Consider the following 16,185-nt stretch of genomic DNA (forward strand, 5'->3'; position numbering starts at 1 on the left):
CGGAACTGGCCGTCGCCATGACGGTGCACTCCGACGACCCGGCCGGACAGCACCTCCCCGCCGTACGCGCGTACCTCCTCGCGCCCGGCCTCCGTGAGTGCACCGGGCGAGACACCTTCATGCCCCAGGTAGCCGTGCATGTGCGCGGCCGGGGCGTTGCGCGGGGTGCCGTCGTCGACCACGACGACGCCGCGACGCTGGCGGGAGAGTTGCAGCGCGGCGGCGAGACCGGCGGCCGAACCACCGATCACGGCGACGTCGCAGTGCCGTTGCATGGTGGGGTGTTGGGAGTGACTCGCGTGCTCGGAATGGGCCGACGGCCGGCTCTGCGCGGGATGGGTGCTCATGGACCCGACCGTACGGCGTCCGGCGTTTTACGCAAAGGTTCTTGCAGAATCAGCAAGGAATGGAAAGATGGGAGTGTGAACGGAGCAGCCGACATCGAAGCCCTGGCGCGGTCCCGCCTGCGCAGCCTGCGCACCACCCTGGGGTACTCCCTCGACGAGCTGGCCCAGCGGACCAACCTCAGCCCGTCGACCATCAGCCGGGTCGAGACGGGCAGGCGCACGCTGAGCCTCGATGTGCTCGTACCGTTGGCCAACGCTCTCCAGGTCAGCCTCGACGTGCTCTTCGAGGTGCCCACCGACGACGATGTCGTCATCCGCCCGGTCGCACACAGCAGCGGCACCCGGACGACGTGGCCGCTGAGCCGTCCGGACGGCCGCATGGTCGCGGTGAAGATGCGCGTCGAGCCGTCCGAGGGACGGCCCGGCCAGCGGGTGCATCCGGGCCACGACTGGTTTCTCGTGCTCGAGGGACGCGTGCGGCTGTGGCTGGGCGAGCGGCAGATCGACGTCGACGCCGGAGAGGCGGCGGAGTTCGCGACGATGATCCCGCACGCGATCACGGCGCTGGACGCTCCAGCCGAGCTGATCATGGTGTTCGATCGTGACGGGCAGCGGGCGCATGTGCACCAGTGAACGAGGCGTGCGCCGCTTCGGGGGAGCACCGGTCGGGCGGTGGCTAAGGGACCTCTGGAGAGTCCGCGTCAGTCCGTGGCGATTCCTCCTCGGCTGGTGCGCCCCGGCCTACCGGTTCCGTGAACATTCGGAGCAGGGGGGTGTCGCCGTCGAGACGGGCGAGTGCGCCCGCCTCGACGGCGGCCAGCAGGGCCGTGACGAAGGAAAGGGTCGCGAAGTCAGTGGCCGCCGAGGTCAGTCGTTCAGCCGCACGAACCCGACGGTGTTCCGTCGTAGAGCCCGGAATCGGGCCGGCCGTTGGTGACGCTGCGCAGGTAATAGCCGCAGGTGGGGCGCTGGGCGAAGTCGAACGTGGCGCCCGGCTTCAGGTGCCAGATCTTGAAGTTCCTGTACGTCAGCGACTGGCCTGAGACCGCCCGCTCGGGCTGGTGGTCGGCGAGGACGACGTAGGCGTCGGCGCCGTAGAGCGTCGCCTTGCCCTGCGCGTCGAGGTAGAGCGAGCCCCCGCCTTCGTTGACGCCGACGCCCCACGCCTTGCCCCCGGCCGTCAGGCCGTCCTTGACCGCTCTCGCGGTGAAGGACATCAGGCGGCCCATCCGGTCGCGGGCGACGAAGTGGGAGTCGTTGATCGTGTCCGCGTAATGGGGCCAGGAGAACATGCCGGTGGTGAAGGTGGCGTACGAGTCGTAGGGATTGGCGAGCGCCTCACTGCTGGTGATGCTTCCCCTGCATGCGTCGTACACGACGGAGCTGTTGATGTGGGTGCCGGCGCTGCCGCCCCCGGCTCCGCCGCCCTTGGCGACGACTGACTTGACCGACGCCTGGAGGTCGGTGCCCTTCCACGCCGCGTAACGGCACTGGTCGCCGCCGGCGAAGTAGACGAACTCGGCGTTGCGGATGTCCTGGTTCACCTGTGCGTTGTTGCCGTCCGAAGCGGCGGTGAGGGTCCAGGTCGTGCAGGAGTTGACGCCCGCGAGACCCATCACCGTGTCGCATTCGGGGGTGGCGCTGCCGGACGAGGGGGCCGAACCCGCCAGGACCACGACGTCGAGGCTGCCGCTCCCGCCGCGGACCGCGTCGATCGCGCGGCCCATCGACGCGGCGACGACACCACCGTCGCCGTTCATCGTGAAGGCGGGGCCGGACCAGGACGCGCGGCTCGCATCGCTCGCGCTGCCCAGACGGACCCGATCGGCCCGCGCCTCGGCGGGCGGTGCCGCAAGTCCCGCGCAGGTCACGGCGAGCATCGAGGCCAGCAGCGTCGTGCGCAGGGCACCACGGCCGACGAAGAAAGATTTCACGGAGTCTCCTTCCGCTCACGCCTCTTGGCGCGGCGTGAGTACGCCGCCCACACCCGGAGGCGGACTCGGAACATACAACTCTGGCTATGCGGGCGCCATATGTAATCGCGATAATCTCCCGCCGCCACCCAACGATGCAGCCTAGTGCCCCGACTTGGGCCGCCAGGTGGCGCTTCAAGTAGGTCGCCGTATCGCGTTACCCGAACGTAACGACCGTTACATCTATGCAGATCTTCGTGCGCGATGTAATTTCCGTGCTCGTACCGCCCGCCGGCTCCGCCGCTAGCGAAGAGAGACCTCCGTGACTTTCAGATCCGCATCGCGCCACCTCGTTCCGGCCGCTGCCACCACAGCGCTCGCCTGCCTCCTCGGAGCGTGCGGCACCGACTCCGACGGCACCGCCGCCAAAGCACCCGCCTCGCTGAAGATCGCCGGGGTCACGGTCAAGAAGGACGCTCAGCTGCACGCCTCGCTGCCGGACGCCGTCAAGAAGGCGGGTACCGTGCGCGTCGCCTCCGACGTGCCCTACGCACCCTTCGAGATGTTCGTGAAGGAGGGCGGCAGCGAACTGACCGGCCTGGACTACGACTTGGGGCAGGCGCTGGGAGCGCGGCTCGGCGTGACCCTCAAGTTCACCCCGCAGAAGTTCGACGGCATCGTCCCGGCGATCCAGGCCGGCAAGTTCGACGCGGCGATGTCGGCGATCACCGACAACAAGGAACGTCAGCAGGTCGTCGACTTCGTCGACTACTCGCAGTCGGGCTCCGGGATACTCGTCGCCGAGGGCAACCCGAAGAAGATCGCGACGCTGCACGACCTGTGCGGCCGCAAGGTCGCCGTGCAGGCGGCGACGAACCAGCTGAAGCTGCTCAAGGCGCACCAGAAGGAGTGTGGGGGCAGGCAGCTGGAGATCCAGACGTACCCGAAGGACTCCGACGCCCAACTGGCCCTGCGCTCCGGCAGGGTGGACGCCGAGGTCCTGACGAAGCCCGCCGCCGGCTGGACCGCGAAGACCGCCGACGCGGGCAAGGCCTTCGACCTGGTCGAGGATCCCGAGGCGCCCGGCGGCTACAACGCCTCCCCCAACGGCATCGCGATATCCAAGAAGCTGCCCCAGCTGACCGACGCCGTACAGAAGGCGCTGCAGTCACTCATCGACGACGGCACCGTCAGGAAGATCTACGCCAAGTACGGCGTCGCGTCGATCGCCCTGAAGAGCGCCACGAAGAACGCGGCGGTGGACTGATCATGACCACCGCTTCCGTCACCGCGGGCACGTCCCGCACCGATGCCCCGCCTCCTGACGAGCCGCGGATCGTGCCGATCCGGCACTGGGGCCGCTGGATCGCGGCGCTCGCCGCCCTGTTGGCCGTCGGCGGCCTCTTCGGCTCGCTCGCGCGCAATGCCAACCTGCACTGGGACATCGTCGGGGATTACCTCTTCGAGGGGCTGATCTTCGACGGCCTGGCCACCACACTGTGGCTGACCGTGGCCGCGATGGCGCTCGGCCTGGTTCTCGGCACGCTGCTGGCCGTGCTCCGCCTGTCGCGGAATCCGGTGCTGTACGGCCTGTCGACGCTGTTCGTCTGGTTCTTCCGGGGCACGCCGCTGCTGGTCCAGATCATCTTCTGGGGGTACGCCGCCGCCCTCTACAAGAAGGTCTTGATCGGTGTCCCGTTCACCGACATCACCTTCTTCAGCGGGGACACCAACGCCCTTCTCACCCCCTCGGTCGCCGCGCTGCTGGCCCTGGGGCTCAACGAGGCCGCCTATGCGAGCGAGATCGTGCGCGCGGGTATCCAGTCCGTCGATCCGGGACAGACCGAGGCCGCCCACTCGCTCGGCATGCGGCCGGCCCTCACCATGCGCCGGATCGTGCTGCCGCAGGCGATGCGCGTGATCATCCCGCCGATGGGCAACGAGACCATCAACATGCTCAAGATGACCGCGCTGGTCTCGGTGATCGCCGCTCATGACCTGATGTCGAACATCCAGGACGTGTACGCGCAGAACTATCAGGTCATCCCGATGCTCACGGTCGCCAGCCTCTGGTACCTGGTCCTGGTCAGTCTGCTGAGCCTGCCGCAGGCCTGGCTGGAACGCCGTTACGGCCGCGGGCAGTCCGCCGGCCGGGTGTCGCCGCTGGTCCGCCTGGTCTCCGGCGGTGTCCTCGCCCGCAAGCCCGCGACCGCCCAGGCCGGCACGAACGAGACCACGAAGGATTCGGCATGACCACCGCCCCACCGACCGCGCAGGGCGCCACGCCGACCATGGCCGAGCCGATGGTGCGCGCCGAGGGTGTACGCAAGAGCTTCGGCCGCCTGGAGGTGCTCAAGGGCATCGACCTGACCGTGCAACCCGGTCAGGTGTGCTGCCTGCTGGGCCCCTCCGGATCGGGCAAGTCGACCTTCCTGCGCTGCATCAACCACCTCGAGAAGATCGACGGCGGCCGTCTCACCGTGTCCGGAGTGCCCGTCGGCTACCGCGAACGCGGCGGCAACCTGTACGAACTGCGCGAACGCGAGGTGGCCGAGCACCGGCGCTCCATCGGCATGGTGTTCCAGCGCTTCAACCTCTTCCCGCATCTGACCGCCCTGGAGAACGTGACCGAGGCGCCCGTACGGGTGGCACGTCGTCAGCGAGCACAGGTCCGCGAGGAGGCGATGGGGCTCCTGGACCGTGTCGGCCTCGCCGGCCGGGCGCAGCATCACCCCGCCCAGTTGTCCGGCGGCCAGCAACAGCGTGTCGCGATCGCCCGGGCACTGGCCATGAAGCCGCGGCTCATGCTGTTCGACGAGCCGACCTCCGCACTCGATCCGGAGCTGGTGGGTGACGTTCTGGACGTCATGCGGTCCCTCGCCGAGGACGGCATGACCATGGTGGTGGTCACCCATGAGATCGGCTTCGCCCGCGAGGTCGCCGACACCGCCGTCTTCATGGACGACGGAGTCGTGCTGGAAGCGGGCGATCCGCGGGACGTACTGACCCGGCCCCAGCAGGAGCGCACCCGTGCCTTCCTGTCGAAGGTCCTGTGAGCGCCCCGGTCGCCGGCCGTCCCACCACGGACAGCCTCCTGGCGCTCACCCGCACCTTCCTCCCCCGCTACCTCGACGAACTCGCACAGCTGGTCGCGGTGGACTCCGGCTCGTACAGCGCCGACGGCGTCAATCGCGTCGCCGATTGGGTCGAGGGCCGCATGTACGGGCTCGGTTTCACCGTGGAGCGGCTGTCCGGTGGCACGCTGCCCACGGGGCAGGCCGCCGGAGACGTTCTCGTGGCGCGCCGGGCGGGCGCGCTCGCGCACGTGGACGGCGCGCGCCGTATTCTCCTGGCCGGCCACATGGACACCGTGTTCGACGACGGCACCGCGGCGGCGCGTCCCTTCACCGTGGGGGGCGATCACGCGCACGGCCCCGGCGTCAGCGACGACAAGGGCGGGCTCCTCGCCGGGATCCATGCCATCGACGCGCTCGACGCGCTCGGCTGGGACCAGTACGCCGAACTCGTCCTGCTGGCGACGCCCGACGAGGAGATCGGGTCACCGGTGAGCCGCCCGGTGACCGAGGCCGCCGCGGCCGAGGCCGACTGCGCGCTCGCGCTGGAGTGCGCACGGGAGAACGGTGACCTGGTCATCGCACGCAAGGGCGTGGCCGATCTCCGCGTCACGGTCACCGGCCGCGCCGCGCACGCCGGGATCGAACCGGAGCGGGGCGCCCACGCCGCCCTGGCCGCGGCCCACCTTGTGGTCGCTCTCCAGGCCCTGAACGGCCGGTTCCCGGACGTGAGCGTCAACGTCGGCGTGCTGCGGTCCGGTTCACGGCCCAACATCGTGCCCGCCGAGGCGGAGCTGCACGTCGAGATCCGGTCGTCGAGCGCACAGGGCCTCGACGAGTGCCGCAGGGCGGTCGAGGACCTGGCCCGTACCCCGTCGGTTCCCGGCACCCGCGCGGTGGTGGAGGTCACGGACGTGTGCCCGCCGATGGAGGACACGGCACCGGTCCGCCGCCTCGCCGAGACGGCCCTCCGGGTCGGAGCAGCGCTCGGGCTGCGGGTCGGTGTGGCCGCGACCGGCGGCGTCGGGGACGCGAACATCATCGCCGGGACCGGTACCCCGGTCCTGGACGGACTCGGGCCCGTGGGCGGCGGGGACCACGGCCCCGACGAGTGGTTGGACGTGTCTTCGGTCCCCGGGCGCGTCGCTCTCCTGGCGGCCCTGATCACCGAGGTCGGCGACACCCACGGCAGCCCGTGCCTGTGACCTGCCCGCACGCCGACCCGTGTCCGTGACCCTCCCGCGTCCCGGCCGACGCGCGCAGCCCACCCCTCTATCAAGGAGCACACCGCGATGAGCACACCTTTGAAGCACCGTCCGCCGCGTGGCATCCGCCGCACCGTCGGCGCGGCCGGTATCGCCCTCTGCCTCGGCGTGATCGGCGCGAACCCGGCCCCCGCCGTCCCGTCCGGTGCGGCGCCATCGCACCACGGTCCCGGCTCGCTCGTGCTGGTCGGCGGGGGCCTCAAGGACGACAACACGCGGGTGTACGGGGAGATCGTCCGCCGCGCGGGCGGCCCCGGACGAGCTCGCATCGGCATTCTGACCGCCGCGTCCGTGCCCGCCAGCCGGGACCCGGACGCGGGCGATCCCGAGAAGTGCAGCAACTCCGAGTGCAACGGCGCCTATTACGCCGATCTCTTCCGGCGCCACGGGGCCGGGGACGCCCAGTGGATCCCGGTGGACCTGGACCACGTCGCCAACGCCGACTCCGACACGGTGGTCAGGCAGATCAACTCGATGACCGGGTTCTTCTTCGGCGGCGGCGATCAGTACCGGTACGTCACCACTCTGCTGCACGGCGCACGGCACACCGACTCCAAGGTGCTCGCCGCGATCCGCGCCAAGCTGACCGACGGCGCCGTGGTCTCCGGCTCCAGCGCCGGCGCCCAGATCGCGTCCGGCCCCGACATGGTCACCGGAGGCGATTCCTATCCGGCGCTGCGGGACGGCAGCAGACCCGGGTACTTCGACGACCCGACCGTCCTCGGCTATCTGCCCCGGGGTGGTTTCGGCTTCCTGCGCTCGGGGCTGCTCGACACCCACACCGGGACCACGGGACGCGAGGGACGTGCGCTGCGCCTGGCCGCCGACACCGGCCACGACATCGTCTACGCCCTGGACGAGGACACGGCTCTCGTCGTCGACCGTCCGGGGACCGGGCACGAGCGGACGGGTGTCATCGGCAGCCAGGGCGTCAGCGTCCTGAACCTGTCCGCCGCCCGCACGGGAGAAGGGCCCGCGGGCTGGCACCTGCACAACGCCCGCTACAGCTATCTGACATCGGGCGACAGCTACGACCCCCGTACGGGAACGGTGGCCAGCCCCGGCAAGGACCGGCTGGCCCCGGCCTCGCACGGACCGGTGCCGCCCAACACGGACGTCTTCTACTCCCCCGACAACGCCGCTGGCACGCCGTACAGCCTGCGCACCACGGCCCGCGCACTGGCTGCTTCCACGCGTCGCACCGCCACCGCGACCACGTACGAGAGCGGCCCCCGGTTCACCGTCACCCTGACCGAACCCCGTGGCTTCCGACCGCTCAGCGCGGACGGCACCACGCCGCAGACGCTGCTGGACCTGCGCCTGGACATCGGCTCCGACGCCGGCACCGACTGACCTGGCGACGCACGCGACGCTAGTCTCGACGCACCGCTCACCCCGCAAAGGAACGTTTCATGGCCAAGGGCACCCTCGCCGACCAGATCCGCCAGCAGCTGGGGGAACTCAGCCCCGCGGAGCGCCGGGTCGGCAGGGTGCTCCTCGCCGACTACCCCGCCGCCGGATTCGAGACGGTGGCCGTCGTGGCCGAACGGGCCCGCGTCAGTGCCCCGACCGTGCTGCGGTTCGTGGGCCGCTTCGGATTCCGGGGCTTTCCCGACTTCCAGTCCGGCCTGCGCGCGGAGCTCGAGGAGCGCAGCGCCTCTCCGCTGTCCCTGTACGAGTCGTCGGGCCGGGGCGCGAGCGAGCAGGAAGGCGACGAGAGCCTGCTGGACCAGGGCCGTCGGGTCTTCACGGCGGCGCTCGCGCAGACCTACGACGAACTGCCGCCGCACGACCTGGAGCGCGCCGTCGAGCTGCTCAGCGACCCGAAACGACGGATCACGCTCACCGGCGGCCGCTTCACCGCCCACCTGGCCCAGTATCTGGCGCTTCATCTCATGCAGTTGCGCGATGGTGTCTCGGTGCTGTCCGAGCGCACCGTCGAGCGGACCGCGGCCATGACGAGCTGGGGACGCCGTGATGTCCTCGTCGTCTTCGATTACCGGCGCTACGAGCCGGACAAGGCGGCGCTCGTCGAGCTGCTCCACGACCGGGGCGGCCGGGTCGTCCTCTTCACCGACCCCTGGCTGTCGCCCGCCGCCGCCCATTCCGAGGTGGTGCTGGCCGCCCAGGTGTCCACCCCCTCCCCGTACGACAGCCTGGTGCCGACCATGGCTGTGATCGAGACGGTCGTGGCCGGCCTGGTGCACACTCTCGGCGAGGAGGCTCACGCGCGCCTCAAGGAAGGCGAACGGCTGGCCCGGGCCACGGGGCTGCTCTCCTAGAGCGAGGGAGTCGCCGACAGTTCGGCAGGCTCGCATGGGCACCGGTGCGGGCGCAGGAGTACGCCGACCCCTGTCCACTCCTCGACCCACCCGTGACCGCCGTCCGATTCACCCGGACGGCAGTGCGTACATGCACAGGCGGAGGGGCTGCACCAGTCTGAAGCCCCCAGGCTGCCACGAGGCGGCCTGCCGTCGAAGGAGCGTCATGCGAATATCTGGCAAGTCACGGCACCGCGCCCCTGCGGTCCGCTGGGGTGCGGGCGCACTCGTCCTGGCGGGGACCGCCTCCGCCGTTGCGGCGATGGGTGCGTACGCGGGCGGACCGTCCGGCGGGGCCGGCGAAGAGAAGCCGACGATCGTGCTCGTGCACGGCGCCTTCGCCGACGCCTCGAGCTGGAACGGGGTGGTGGGTCCGCTCCAGAGAAACGGCTACAAGGTGATCGCCGCGGCCAATCCGCTCCGCGGCATACTTCAGGAGGCTTGCGACGTACGTCGCAAGCCTCCTGAAGAGCATCAGGGGCCCCATCGTCCTGGCCGGCCACTCCTACGGTGGCGAGGTCATCTCCCAGGCCGCCGCGGGGAACAGCAACGTTAAGGCGCTGGTGTACATCAACGCGCTCATGCCTGACGTCGGCGAGTCCTCCAACAGTCTTTCGGCGAAGTTCCCGGCTCCGCCACTCACGAAGGCTTTCAACCAGGTGCCCTTCCGCAACGGCGACGGGACCAGTGGCACGGACCTTTACGTGCAGACCGACAAACTCCGCCAGGTCTTCGCCCAGGACCTGCCCGTCGCACAGACGGATCTGCTGGGCGCCACCCAACGGCCGATCGCGCTCTCCGCCTTCGCGGACAAGCTCACGGCCGCCGCCTGGCACGACAAGCCCGTCTACGTGCTGGTGGGCAAGCAGGACAGGTCCATCGACCCCGACCTGGAGCGGTACGAGGCGAAGCGGGCGAAGGCCCGCAAGACGGTCGAGATCAACTCCTCACACGTCTCTCTGATTTCGCATCCGCAGGCGGTGAAGGACCTCATCCTCAACGCTGCCGAGGACTACGTCTGGAAGCGGTAGAGAGCCGCCCCGCCTCGCCTTCGCGCATCCGGGCGTGATCCCCGCGACGAGCCCGAAGAGTTGCCCGAGGCAGCGGCGCGTTCCGGGCCGCCGTCGAAGACCGGCGGCCCGGAACATCTCGGTCTCCTCCGTCCCGTCCTCGACCGGCCTCACTGGCGAACGCCCGCAGCGAGGCTGCCGTTCGCGCCGGCCAGGTCGCGCACCCAGGTGATCGGGTGGGTCAGCGTCTCCCCCTTCACGAACTTGTCCACGCCATGCGCCTGCGGCCCTTTTCGGCGTCAACTCTTGACGGCCCAGGTCTGGACCTTTAGGTTCCCGTTCGCCACACCTTCATGAATGCACACGCAGTTCAGGTACTTGAACAGCACTCCCCCCACCGACGGCCTCTCCTGAAAGGCTGTGAACCCCCATGTCCCCCATGCCCAGATCCGCCCTGCGCGGTGTGCTCGCCGCCGCGCTGCTCACCGCGTCGGCAGGCGCGCTCACCGTGACTCCGGCCGCCGCGGCCACCGGCACCATCACCGGGCTCGGCGGCAAGTGCCTCGACGTGGCGGGAGCCAACTCCGCCAACGGCACGGCCGTCCAGCTCTACGACTGCAACGGCACCGCCGCCCAGCAGTGGACGGTCGAAACCGACGGCACGGTGCGCGCGCTCGGCAAGTGCCTGGACGTGACCGGCAGTTCGACCGCCAACGGCGCCAGGCTCCAGCTGTGGGACTGCACCGGCGCCGCCAACCAGAAATGGACCGTCTCCGCCGCCCACGACCTCGTCGGCCAGCAGTCCGGCAAGTGCGCCGACGTCACCGGCAACACCTCGGCGAACGGCACGCCCGTCCAGATCTGGAGCTGCACCGGCGCCGCCAACCAGAAGTGGACCGCGCCCACCGGCGGCGGGACGCCGCCCGCCGCGGCGCCGATGGCCGTCGCCCCGTACCTCTACAACGGCTGGGGCAGCCCGCCCAATCCGACCACCGTCATGAACGCCACCGGCGTCAAGTGGTTCACCCTCGCCTTCGTCCTCAGCAACGGCACCTGCAACCCGCAGTGGGACGGCGGCCGTCCGCTGACCGGTGGCGTCGACCAGCAGACGATCAACACCGTGCGGGGCGCGGGCGGCGACGTCATCCCCTCGTTCGGCGGCTACAGCGGCAACAAGCTGGAAAGCTCCTGCACCAGCGCCTCGGCGCTGGCCGGCGCGTACCAGAAGGTCATCGACGCCTACCGGCTCAAGGCCATCGACATCGACATCGAGGCCGAGGCGTACAGCAACGCCACCGTGCAGCAGCGCACCGTGGACGCGCTCAAGACGGTCAAGGCCAACAACCCGGGCATCAAGGTGTACGTCACCATCGGCACGGGGCAGTCCGGGCCGGACACCAGCCTGATCAACCGAGCCGCCAACTCCGGGCTCCAGGTCGACAGCTGGACCATCATGCCGTTCGACTTCGGCGGCGCGGGACAGAATATGGGGACGCTGACCACCAGGGCGGCCGAGGGGCTGAAGAACGCCCTCAAGAGCGCCTACGGCTACAGCGACGACCAGGCCTACCGGGGCATGGGCATCTCGTCCATGAACGGGATCACCGACGACAACGAGACCGTCACCCCCGCCGACTTCCAGACCATCCTCGGCTACGCGCAACAGCACCACCTCGCGCGCCTCACCTTCTGGTCGGCCAACCGCGACCGGCCCTGCTCCGGCGGTTACCCGAACGACGACACGTGCTCGGGCGTGGCCCAGAGCGCCTGGCAGTTCACCGGCATCTTCGCCAAGTACACCGGCTGACGACCCGCCCCAGGAGACTTCCGTGTTAAGAACTCTCACCGTGGCCGTGCTCGTGGCCACGACCGCTGCCGGACTCCAGTCCGCCGCGCCGGCATCGGCGAGCGCGCGGCCCGCGGCGGCCGCGGCGATCCCGACCGGTCCCACCACCGTGATCAACAAGGGCAGCGGCAAGTGCGTCGACGCCCGTGCGGCCGCGAGCGGCGACGGCACCGCCGTCCAGCAGTACGGCTGCAACGCCAGCGCCGCCCAGACCTGGCAGCTGGTCCCCACCAGCGGCGGCTACTACCGCGTCGACAGCGGCCTCGACGCCACCAAGGTCTGGGACGTCACCGACGTGTCCACCGCCGACTCGGCCGCGGTCCAGCTGTGGACGTACTCCAGCGGCGCCAACCAGCAGTGGCTGCCCGTCGCCGAGGCCGACGGCTCGTACCACTTCGTCAACCGCAACAGCAGCAAGTGCCTGGACGTGCCCGGTGCCTCCACTGCCGACAGCGTGCAGCTCGCCCAGTACACCTGCAACGGCACGGCCGCGCAGTCCTTCACACTGAGCGGTGGCACGACGAACCCGCCCGGCACCCCGGACTTCGGCCCGAACGTGACGGTGTTCGACCCGTCTATGCCGGCCGCCGCCATCCAGGCCAAGCTGAACTCGGTCTTCGCCCAGCAGCAGACCAACCAGTTCGGCTCGGCCCGTCAGGCCCTGCTGTTCAAGCCGGGCACCTACAGCGCCGACGCCAACGTCGGCTTCTACACCCAGGTCGCCGGCCTCGGCCTCTCCCCGGACGACGTGACCATCAACGGCGCCGTGCACGCGGAGGCCGACTGGTTCCAGGGCAACGCCACGCAGAACTTCTGGCGCGCCGCCGAGAACCTGTCGGTCAACCCGACCGGCGGCACCGACCGCTGGGCCGTCTCGCAGGCCGCCCCGTACCGGCGCATGCACGTACGCGGCAACCTCGCGCTCGACGACGGCGGCTGGTCCAGCGGCGGCTTCATCTCCGACACCAAGGTCGACGGACAGATCCGCTCCGGCTCCCAGCAGCAGTTCCTCACCCGCAACTCCCAGATGGGCAGCTGGGCGGGGTCCAACTGGAACATGGTCTTCGTCGGCGACCAGGGCGCGCCCGCCCAGTCCTTCCCGACGTACACCAATGTCGCGAGCAGCCCCACGATCCGCGAGAAGCCCTTCCTGTACGTGGACGCGGCCGGCGCCTACAAGGTGTTCGTGCCCGCGCTGCGCGCGAACGCGGTCGGCACGACCTGGAGCGGCAGGACGCCCGCGGGCACGTCGCTGCCGCTCGAACAGTTCTTCATCGTCAAGCCCGGCGCCACCGCGGCCGACCTGAACGCGGCCCTCGCGGCCGGCAAGAACCTGCTGGTCACCCCCGGCGTCTACCACCTCGACCAGACGCTGAACATCACACGCCCCGACACGGTCGTCCTCGGCATGGGTCTGGCCACCTTCGTCCCGGACGGCGGGATCACCGCGATCAGCACCGCCGACGTGGACGGCATACAGCTGGCCGGCCTGCTGATCGACGCGGGCACCACCACCTCCCGCACGCTCGTGCGGATCGGCCCGGACGGCTCGGCCGCCGGCCACGCCGCCGACCCCGTCCAGCTGTCCGACTTCTTCGTCCGGATCGGCGGCGCCACTGTCGGGAAGGCGACCGACTCCCTCGTCGTCAACAGCGCGAACACGATCATCGACCACACCTGGATCTGGCGTGCCGACCACGGCAACAGCGGCACGGTCGGCTGGACCACCAACACCGCCGACACCGGGCTCGTCGTCAACGGCGCCGACGTCACCGCGTACGGCCTGTTCGTCGAGCACTTCCAGAAGACCCAGGTCCTCTGGAACGGCAACGGCGGCAGAACGTACTTCTTCCAGAACGAGATGCCCTACGACCCGCCGAACCAGGCCGCCTGGATGAACGGCGGAGGCAAGGGCTACCCCGCGTACAAGGTCGCCGGCTCCGTCACCGCCCATGAGGCGTGGGGGCTGGGCAGCTACTGCTACTTCAGTACCAACCCCGGCGTCGTCGCGGACCGGGCCTTCGAGGTGCCGAACACCTCCGGCGTCAGGTTCCACGACATGGTGACCGTCTCGCTGGGCGGCACCGGGACCATCAGCCACGTCATCAACAACACCGGAGGGCCGTCCAACTCCGCCACCAATGTCGCCTACTTGACCAACTACCCGTAGACCGCAGGGAAGGACCGATCAGCGGATGCACACCATCAGCTCCCGATCCGGCAGCACCGGCCTGCGGGTTCTCCTCCTGCTCGTGGCCCTGCTCGGACTCGCCGCGCCACCTGCCGCGCACGCGCACACCGCGGCGGCGCCCTTCAAGGTGCTCGGTCTCTACAGCGGCACCTGGGACGCGGCACACATCGACTTCGAGAAGGAGGCGAACGACTGGCTGCCCAAGCAGGCCGCCGCGAACGGCTTCACCTACACCGCCAGCAACGACTGGAACCTGCTCGCCAACGGCGGCGTGCGCGCCTATCAGGTCGTCCTCTTCCTCGACGACCTGCCGCAGACCGCCGCTCAGCGCACCGGGTTCGAGCAGTACATGCGCGACGGCGGGGCGTGGATGGGCTTTCACGTCTCCGCCTTCACCACGGACGCGGCCGGCTGGTCCTGGTACCACAACACCTTCCTGGGCAGCGGTGACTTCAAGTCCAACACCTGGGGTCCGACCTCCGCCGTCCTCAAGGTCGAAGACCGCTCGCACCCCTCCACCGTGAACCTGCCCGCCACCTTCACCTCGTCGGTCAGCGAGTGGTACAGCTGGTCCAACGATCTGCGGCAGAACCCGGACATCAAGGTCCTCGCCTCGGTCGACCCCAGCAGCTTCCCCCTGGGCACCGACCCCGACCAGTCCTGGTACAGCGGCTATTACCCGATCCTGTGGACCAACACGAAGTACAGGATGCTCTACGCGAACTTCGGCCACAATGCGATGAACTACGACACGAACACCCGTCTGTCGTCGACATTCGCCAGCGCGACGCAGAACCGGTTCCTGCTGGACGGGCTGAAGTGGCTCGGCGGGGCGGGCGGTACCACTCCGCCGGACGACAGTCTCTCCGAGACATCCTGGTACTCGCTGCGCAACGTCGGCAACGGCACCTGCGTCGACGCCCGCGCGGCCGCCACGGCCAACGGGACCGCGATCCAGCAGTACGCCTGCAACGGCACCCAGGCGCAGCAGTTCCGGCTCGCCGGGACCGGGGACGGATACCGGCGCATCGGGGTGCGCCCCGCTCCGGACCAGGTCATCGACGTGACCGGCGTCTCCACCGCCGACAACGCGCCGCTCCAGCTGTGGGCGTACGGGGGCGGACCGAACCAGCAGTGGCTCCCGGTGCGGGAGAGCGCCGGGCGGTACCACTTCACCGCCCGGCACAGCGGCAAGTGCCTCACGGCGGCGTCCGCCGCCACCAACAGCGCGCAGCTCACCCAGCGCGCCTGCGACGGCTCTCCGGCCCAGAGCTTCGCGGCAGTCGCCGGCTGACCACACCGCATGCGGGACGTCCGGCATCGGCGTCCCGCATGCAGTGCGACGCACCGGAATGCGACCGCTCTCGGAGGCCATGTACCCAACGATTACTGGGCAGTTGACCTCGGGTTTTCGTGGTAGCGTCCTTGCTCGAAGGGATAGAGCAATCTGAAAGGGAAATCGTGAACACGGAGAAGATCGCCGCTCGCCGCCTCTCACTGGAAGAGGTGACGAAGCTCGGCGTGAAGGACAGGCTCTTCGTTTCTGCCGACACGGCAGAGCTCAAGCTTCCCGGCTGCTATGTCCCTGCTTTTCTGACCAAGTCCGGTGAGGATTTCGAGGGTGGCTCCATAACGGCGAGGACCGTATTCCAGGAAGAGGTCTCCTGCCTTCCCGACGACGAGAACGAAGCCGGAATCTATTCGGCCGACGAGAACGGCTCGGAGACCATCGAGGTCCTCCAGTCCGCCGGCGTCGTCCTGGACCTGGCACTTTTCGTCCCCAGCGGGGACAAGGGGGCCCTCTCGGCCCTCTACGCCGCTGCCCGGCAGGCGTTCGGCGCCGACGTCGTGCAGATCTGGCGCCAGGGCCTCAAGGAGGTTCCCGACGTCAAGGTCGACATCTTCGAGGAGCAGATCCCGCGGGGGCGCAAGGGGAGCGACAGCCCCAAGCGTGACCGTCGAGCGATCGACACCTACCCGACCCGTGCGGACTTCATCGAGTTCACGCCGGGGTGGAAGCCGGTCGTCGAGATTCACAAGCCGGTCGTCGACGACACCCCGACCATCTGAGGCGACGTCACCTCTCGTACGCGGCCTGAGAGAAGGCCGTAACGCATGCACCGAAAGTCCTCGGGGCGAGCGGGCCCCGGAGCATGTTCCGGGACCCGCGGGCCGCAGACGGTCAGACGACGGTGATGTTCTCCGCCTGGGGGCCCTT

The 16,185-nt window shown here is 69.6% G+C and carries 14 protein-coding genes; 12 read left to right on the forward strand and 2 right to left on the reverse strand.

All coding sequences use genetic code 11. The annotated features are described in order from the left end of the window. A partial coding sequence (locus GT030_RS01845) for an FAD-binding protein (protein WP_346009539.1) occupies positions 1 to 275 on the reverse strand: 275 nt, incomplete at its 3' end. Between the two features lie 147 nt (positions 276 to 422). Between GT030_RS01845 and GT030_RS01850 the strand changes: the two genes are divergently transcribed. Then, positions 423 to 980, forward strand: coding sequence for an XRE family transcriptional regulator (locus tag GT030_RS01850; RefSeq protein WP_161199504.1), 558 nt, complete (start codon positions 423 to 425; stop codon positions 978 to 980). Between the two features lie 242 nt (positions 981 to 1,222). On the opposite strand, the gene GT030_RS01855 is transcribed toward GT030_RS01850, so the two are convergent. After that, entirely contained in the window at positions 1,223 to 2,281 is a 1,059-nt protein-coding gene (locus GT030_RS01855; RefSeq protein WP_202459571.1) for a hypothetical protein, read from the reverse strand. A gap of 301 nt (positions 2,282 to 2,582) precedes the next feature. On the opposite strand from GT030_RS01855, the gene GT030_RS01860 reads away from it, so the two are divergent. The 11 genes from GT030_RS01860 (at position 2,583) to GT030_RS01910 (ending at position 16,037) form a co-directional block, all read left to right on the forward strand. After that, entirely contained in the window at positions 2,583 to 3,527 is a 945-nt protein-coding gene (locus GT030_RS01860; protein WP_346009538.1) for an ABC transporter substrate-binding protein, read from the forward strand. Positions 3,528 to 3,529: 2 nt separating this feature from the next. Then, on the forward strand, positions 3,530 to 4,513 hold the full coding sequence (locus GT030_RS01865; protein WP_161199505.1) for an amino acid ABC transporter permease: 984 nt from the start codon (positions 3,530 to 3,532) through the stop codon (positions 4,511 to 4,513). Positions 4,514 to 4,563: 50 nt separating this feature from the next. Beyond that, the gene (locus GT030_RS01870) at positions 4,564 to 5,316 is read left to right on the forward strand and encodes an amino acid ABC transporter ATP-binding protein (protein WP_161199513.1); all 753 of its coding nucleotides are present in this window, start codon (positions 4,564 to 4,566) and stop codon (positions 5,314 to 5,316) included. Beyond that, the gene (locus GT030_RS01875; protein WP_161199506.1) at positions 5,313 to 6,539 is read left to right on the forward strand and encodes a M20/M25/M40 family metallo-hydrolase; all 1,227 of its coding nucleotides are present in this window, start codon (positions 5,313 to 5,315) and stop codon (positions 6,537 to 6,539) included. Before GT030_RS01870 ends, GT030_RS01875 begins: the two co-directional genes overlap by 4 nt. Before the next feature lie 87 nt (positions 6,540 to 6,626). Next, positions 6,627 to 7,952: a cyanophycinase gene (locus tag GT030_RS01880; RefSeq protein WP_161199507.1), complete on the forward strand. Its 1,326-nt coding sequence runs from the start codon at positions 6,627 to 6,629 to the stop codon at positions 7,950 to 7,952. Between the two features lie 59 nt (positions 7,953 to 8,011). Then, positions 8,012 to 8,881 (forward strand): MurR/RpiR family transcriptional regulator, encoded by an 870-nt coding sequence (locus GT030_RS01885; protein WP_161199508.1) that lies wholly within the window; start codon positions 8,012 to 8,014, stop codon positions 8,879 to 8,881. 530 nt (positions 8,882 to 9,411) lie between these two features. After that, complete coding sequence (locus GT030_RS01890) at positions 9,412 to 9,951, forward strand: alpha/beta hydrolase (protein WP_346009540.1); 540 nt, start codon at positions 9,412 to 9,414, stop codon at positions 9,949 to 9,951. Between the two features lie 418 nt (positions 9,952 to 10,369). Beyond that, the gene (locus GT030_RS01895; RefSeq protein WP_161199509.1) at positions 10,370 to 11,737 is read left to right on the forward strand and encodes a lectin; all 1,368 of its coding nucleotides are present in this window, start codon (positions 10,370 to 10,372) and stop codon (positions 11,735 to 11,737) included. A 52-nt stretch (positions 11,738 to 11,789) separates the two neighbouring features. After that, positions 11,790 to 13,946, forward strand: a complete 2,157-nt coding sequence (locus GT030_RS01900; RefSeq protein WP_161199514.1) for an RICIN domain-containing protein — start codon at positions 11,790 to 11,792, stop codon at positions 13,944 to 13,946. A gap of 25 nt (positions 13,947 to 13,971) precedes the next feature. Further along, entirely contained in the window at positions 13,972 to 15,261 is a 1,290-nt protein-coding gene (locus tag GT030_RS01905) for a ThuA domain-containing protein (RefSeq protein ID WP_161199510.1), read from the forward strand. Positions 15,262 to 15,428: 167 nt separating this feature from the next. Further along, positions 15,429 to 16,037: a hypothetical protein gene (locus GT030_RS01910; protein ID WP_161199511.1), complete on the forward strand. Its 609-nt coding sequence runs from the start codon at positions 15,429 to 15,431 to the stop codon at positions 16,035 to 16,037. Positions 16,038 to 16,185 lie beyond the last annotated feature (148 nt).

It is taken from the genome of Streptomyces sp. SID1328 (genome assembly GCF_009865595.1).
Taxonomy (GTDB): domain Bacteria; phylum Actinomycetota; class Actinomycetes; order Streptomycetales; family Streptomycetaceae; genus Streptomyces; species Streptomyces griseoluteus.

Excerpts from the sequence above, each read along its gene's own strand:
- GT030_RS01865 (WP_161199505.1), top strand. The coding sequence starts at position 3,530 with ATGACCACCGCTTCCGTCACCGCGGGCACGTCCCGCACCGATGCCCCG.
- GT030_RS01870 (WP_161199513.1), top strand. The coding sequence starts at position 4,564 with ATGGTGCGCGCCGAGGGTGTACGCAAGAGCTTCGGCCGCCTGGAGGTG.
- GT030_RS01880 (WP_161199507.1), top strand. The coding sequence starts at position 6,627 with ATGAGCACACCTTTGAAGCACCGTCCGCCGCGTGGCATCCGCCGCACC.
- GT030_RS01885 (WP_161199508.1), top strand. The coding sequence starts at position 8,012 with ATGGCCAAGGGCACCCTCGCCGACCAGATCCGCCAGCAGCTGGGGGAA.
- GT030_RS01895 (WP_161199509.1), top strand. The coding sequence starts at position 10,370 with ATGCCCAGATCCGCCCTGCGCGGTGTGCTCGCCGCCGCGCTGCTCACC.
- GT030_RS01905 (WP_161199510.1), top strand. The coding sequence starts at position 13,972 with ATGCACACCATCAGCTCCCGATCCGGCAGCACCGGCCTGCGGGTTCTC.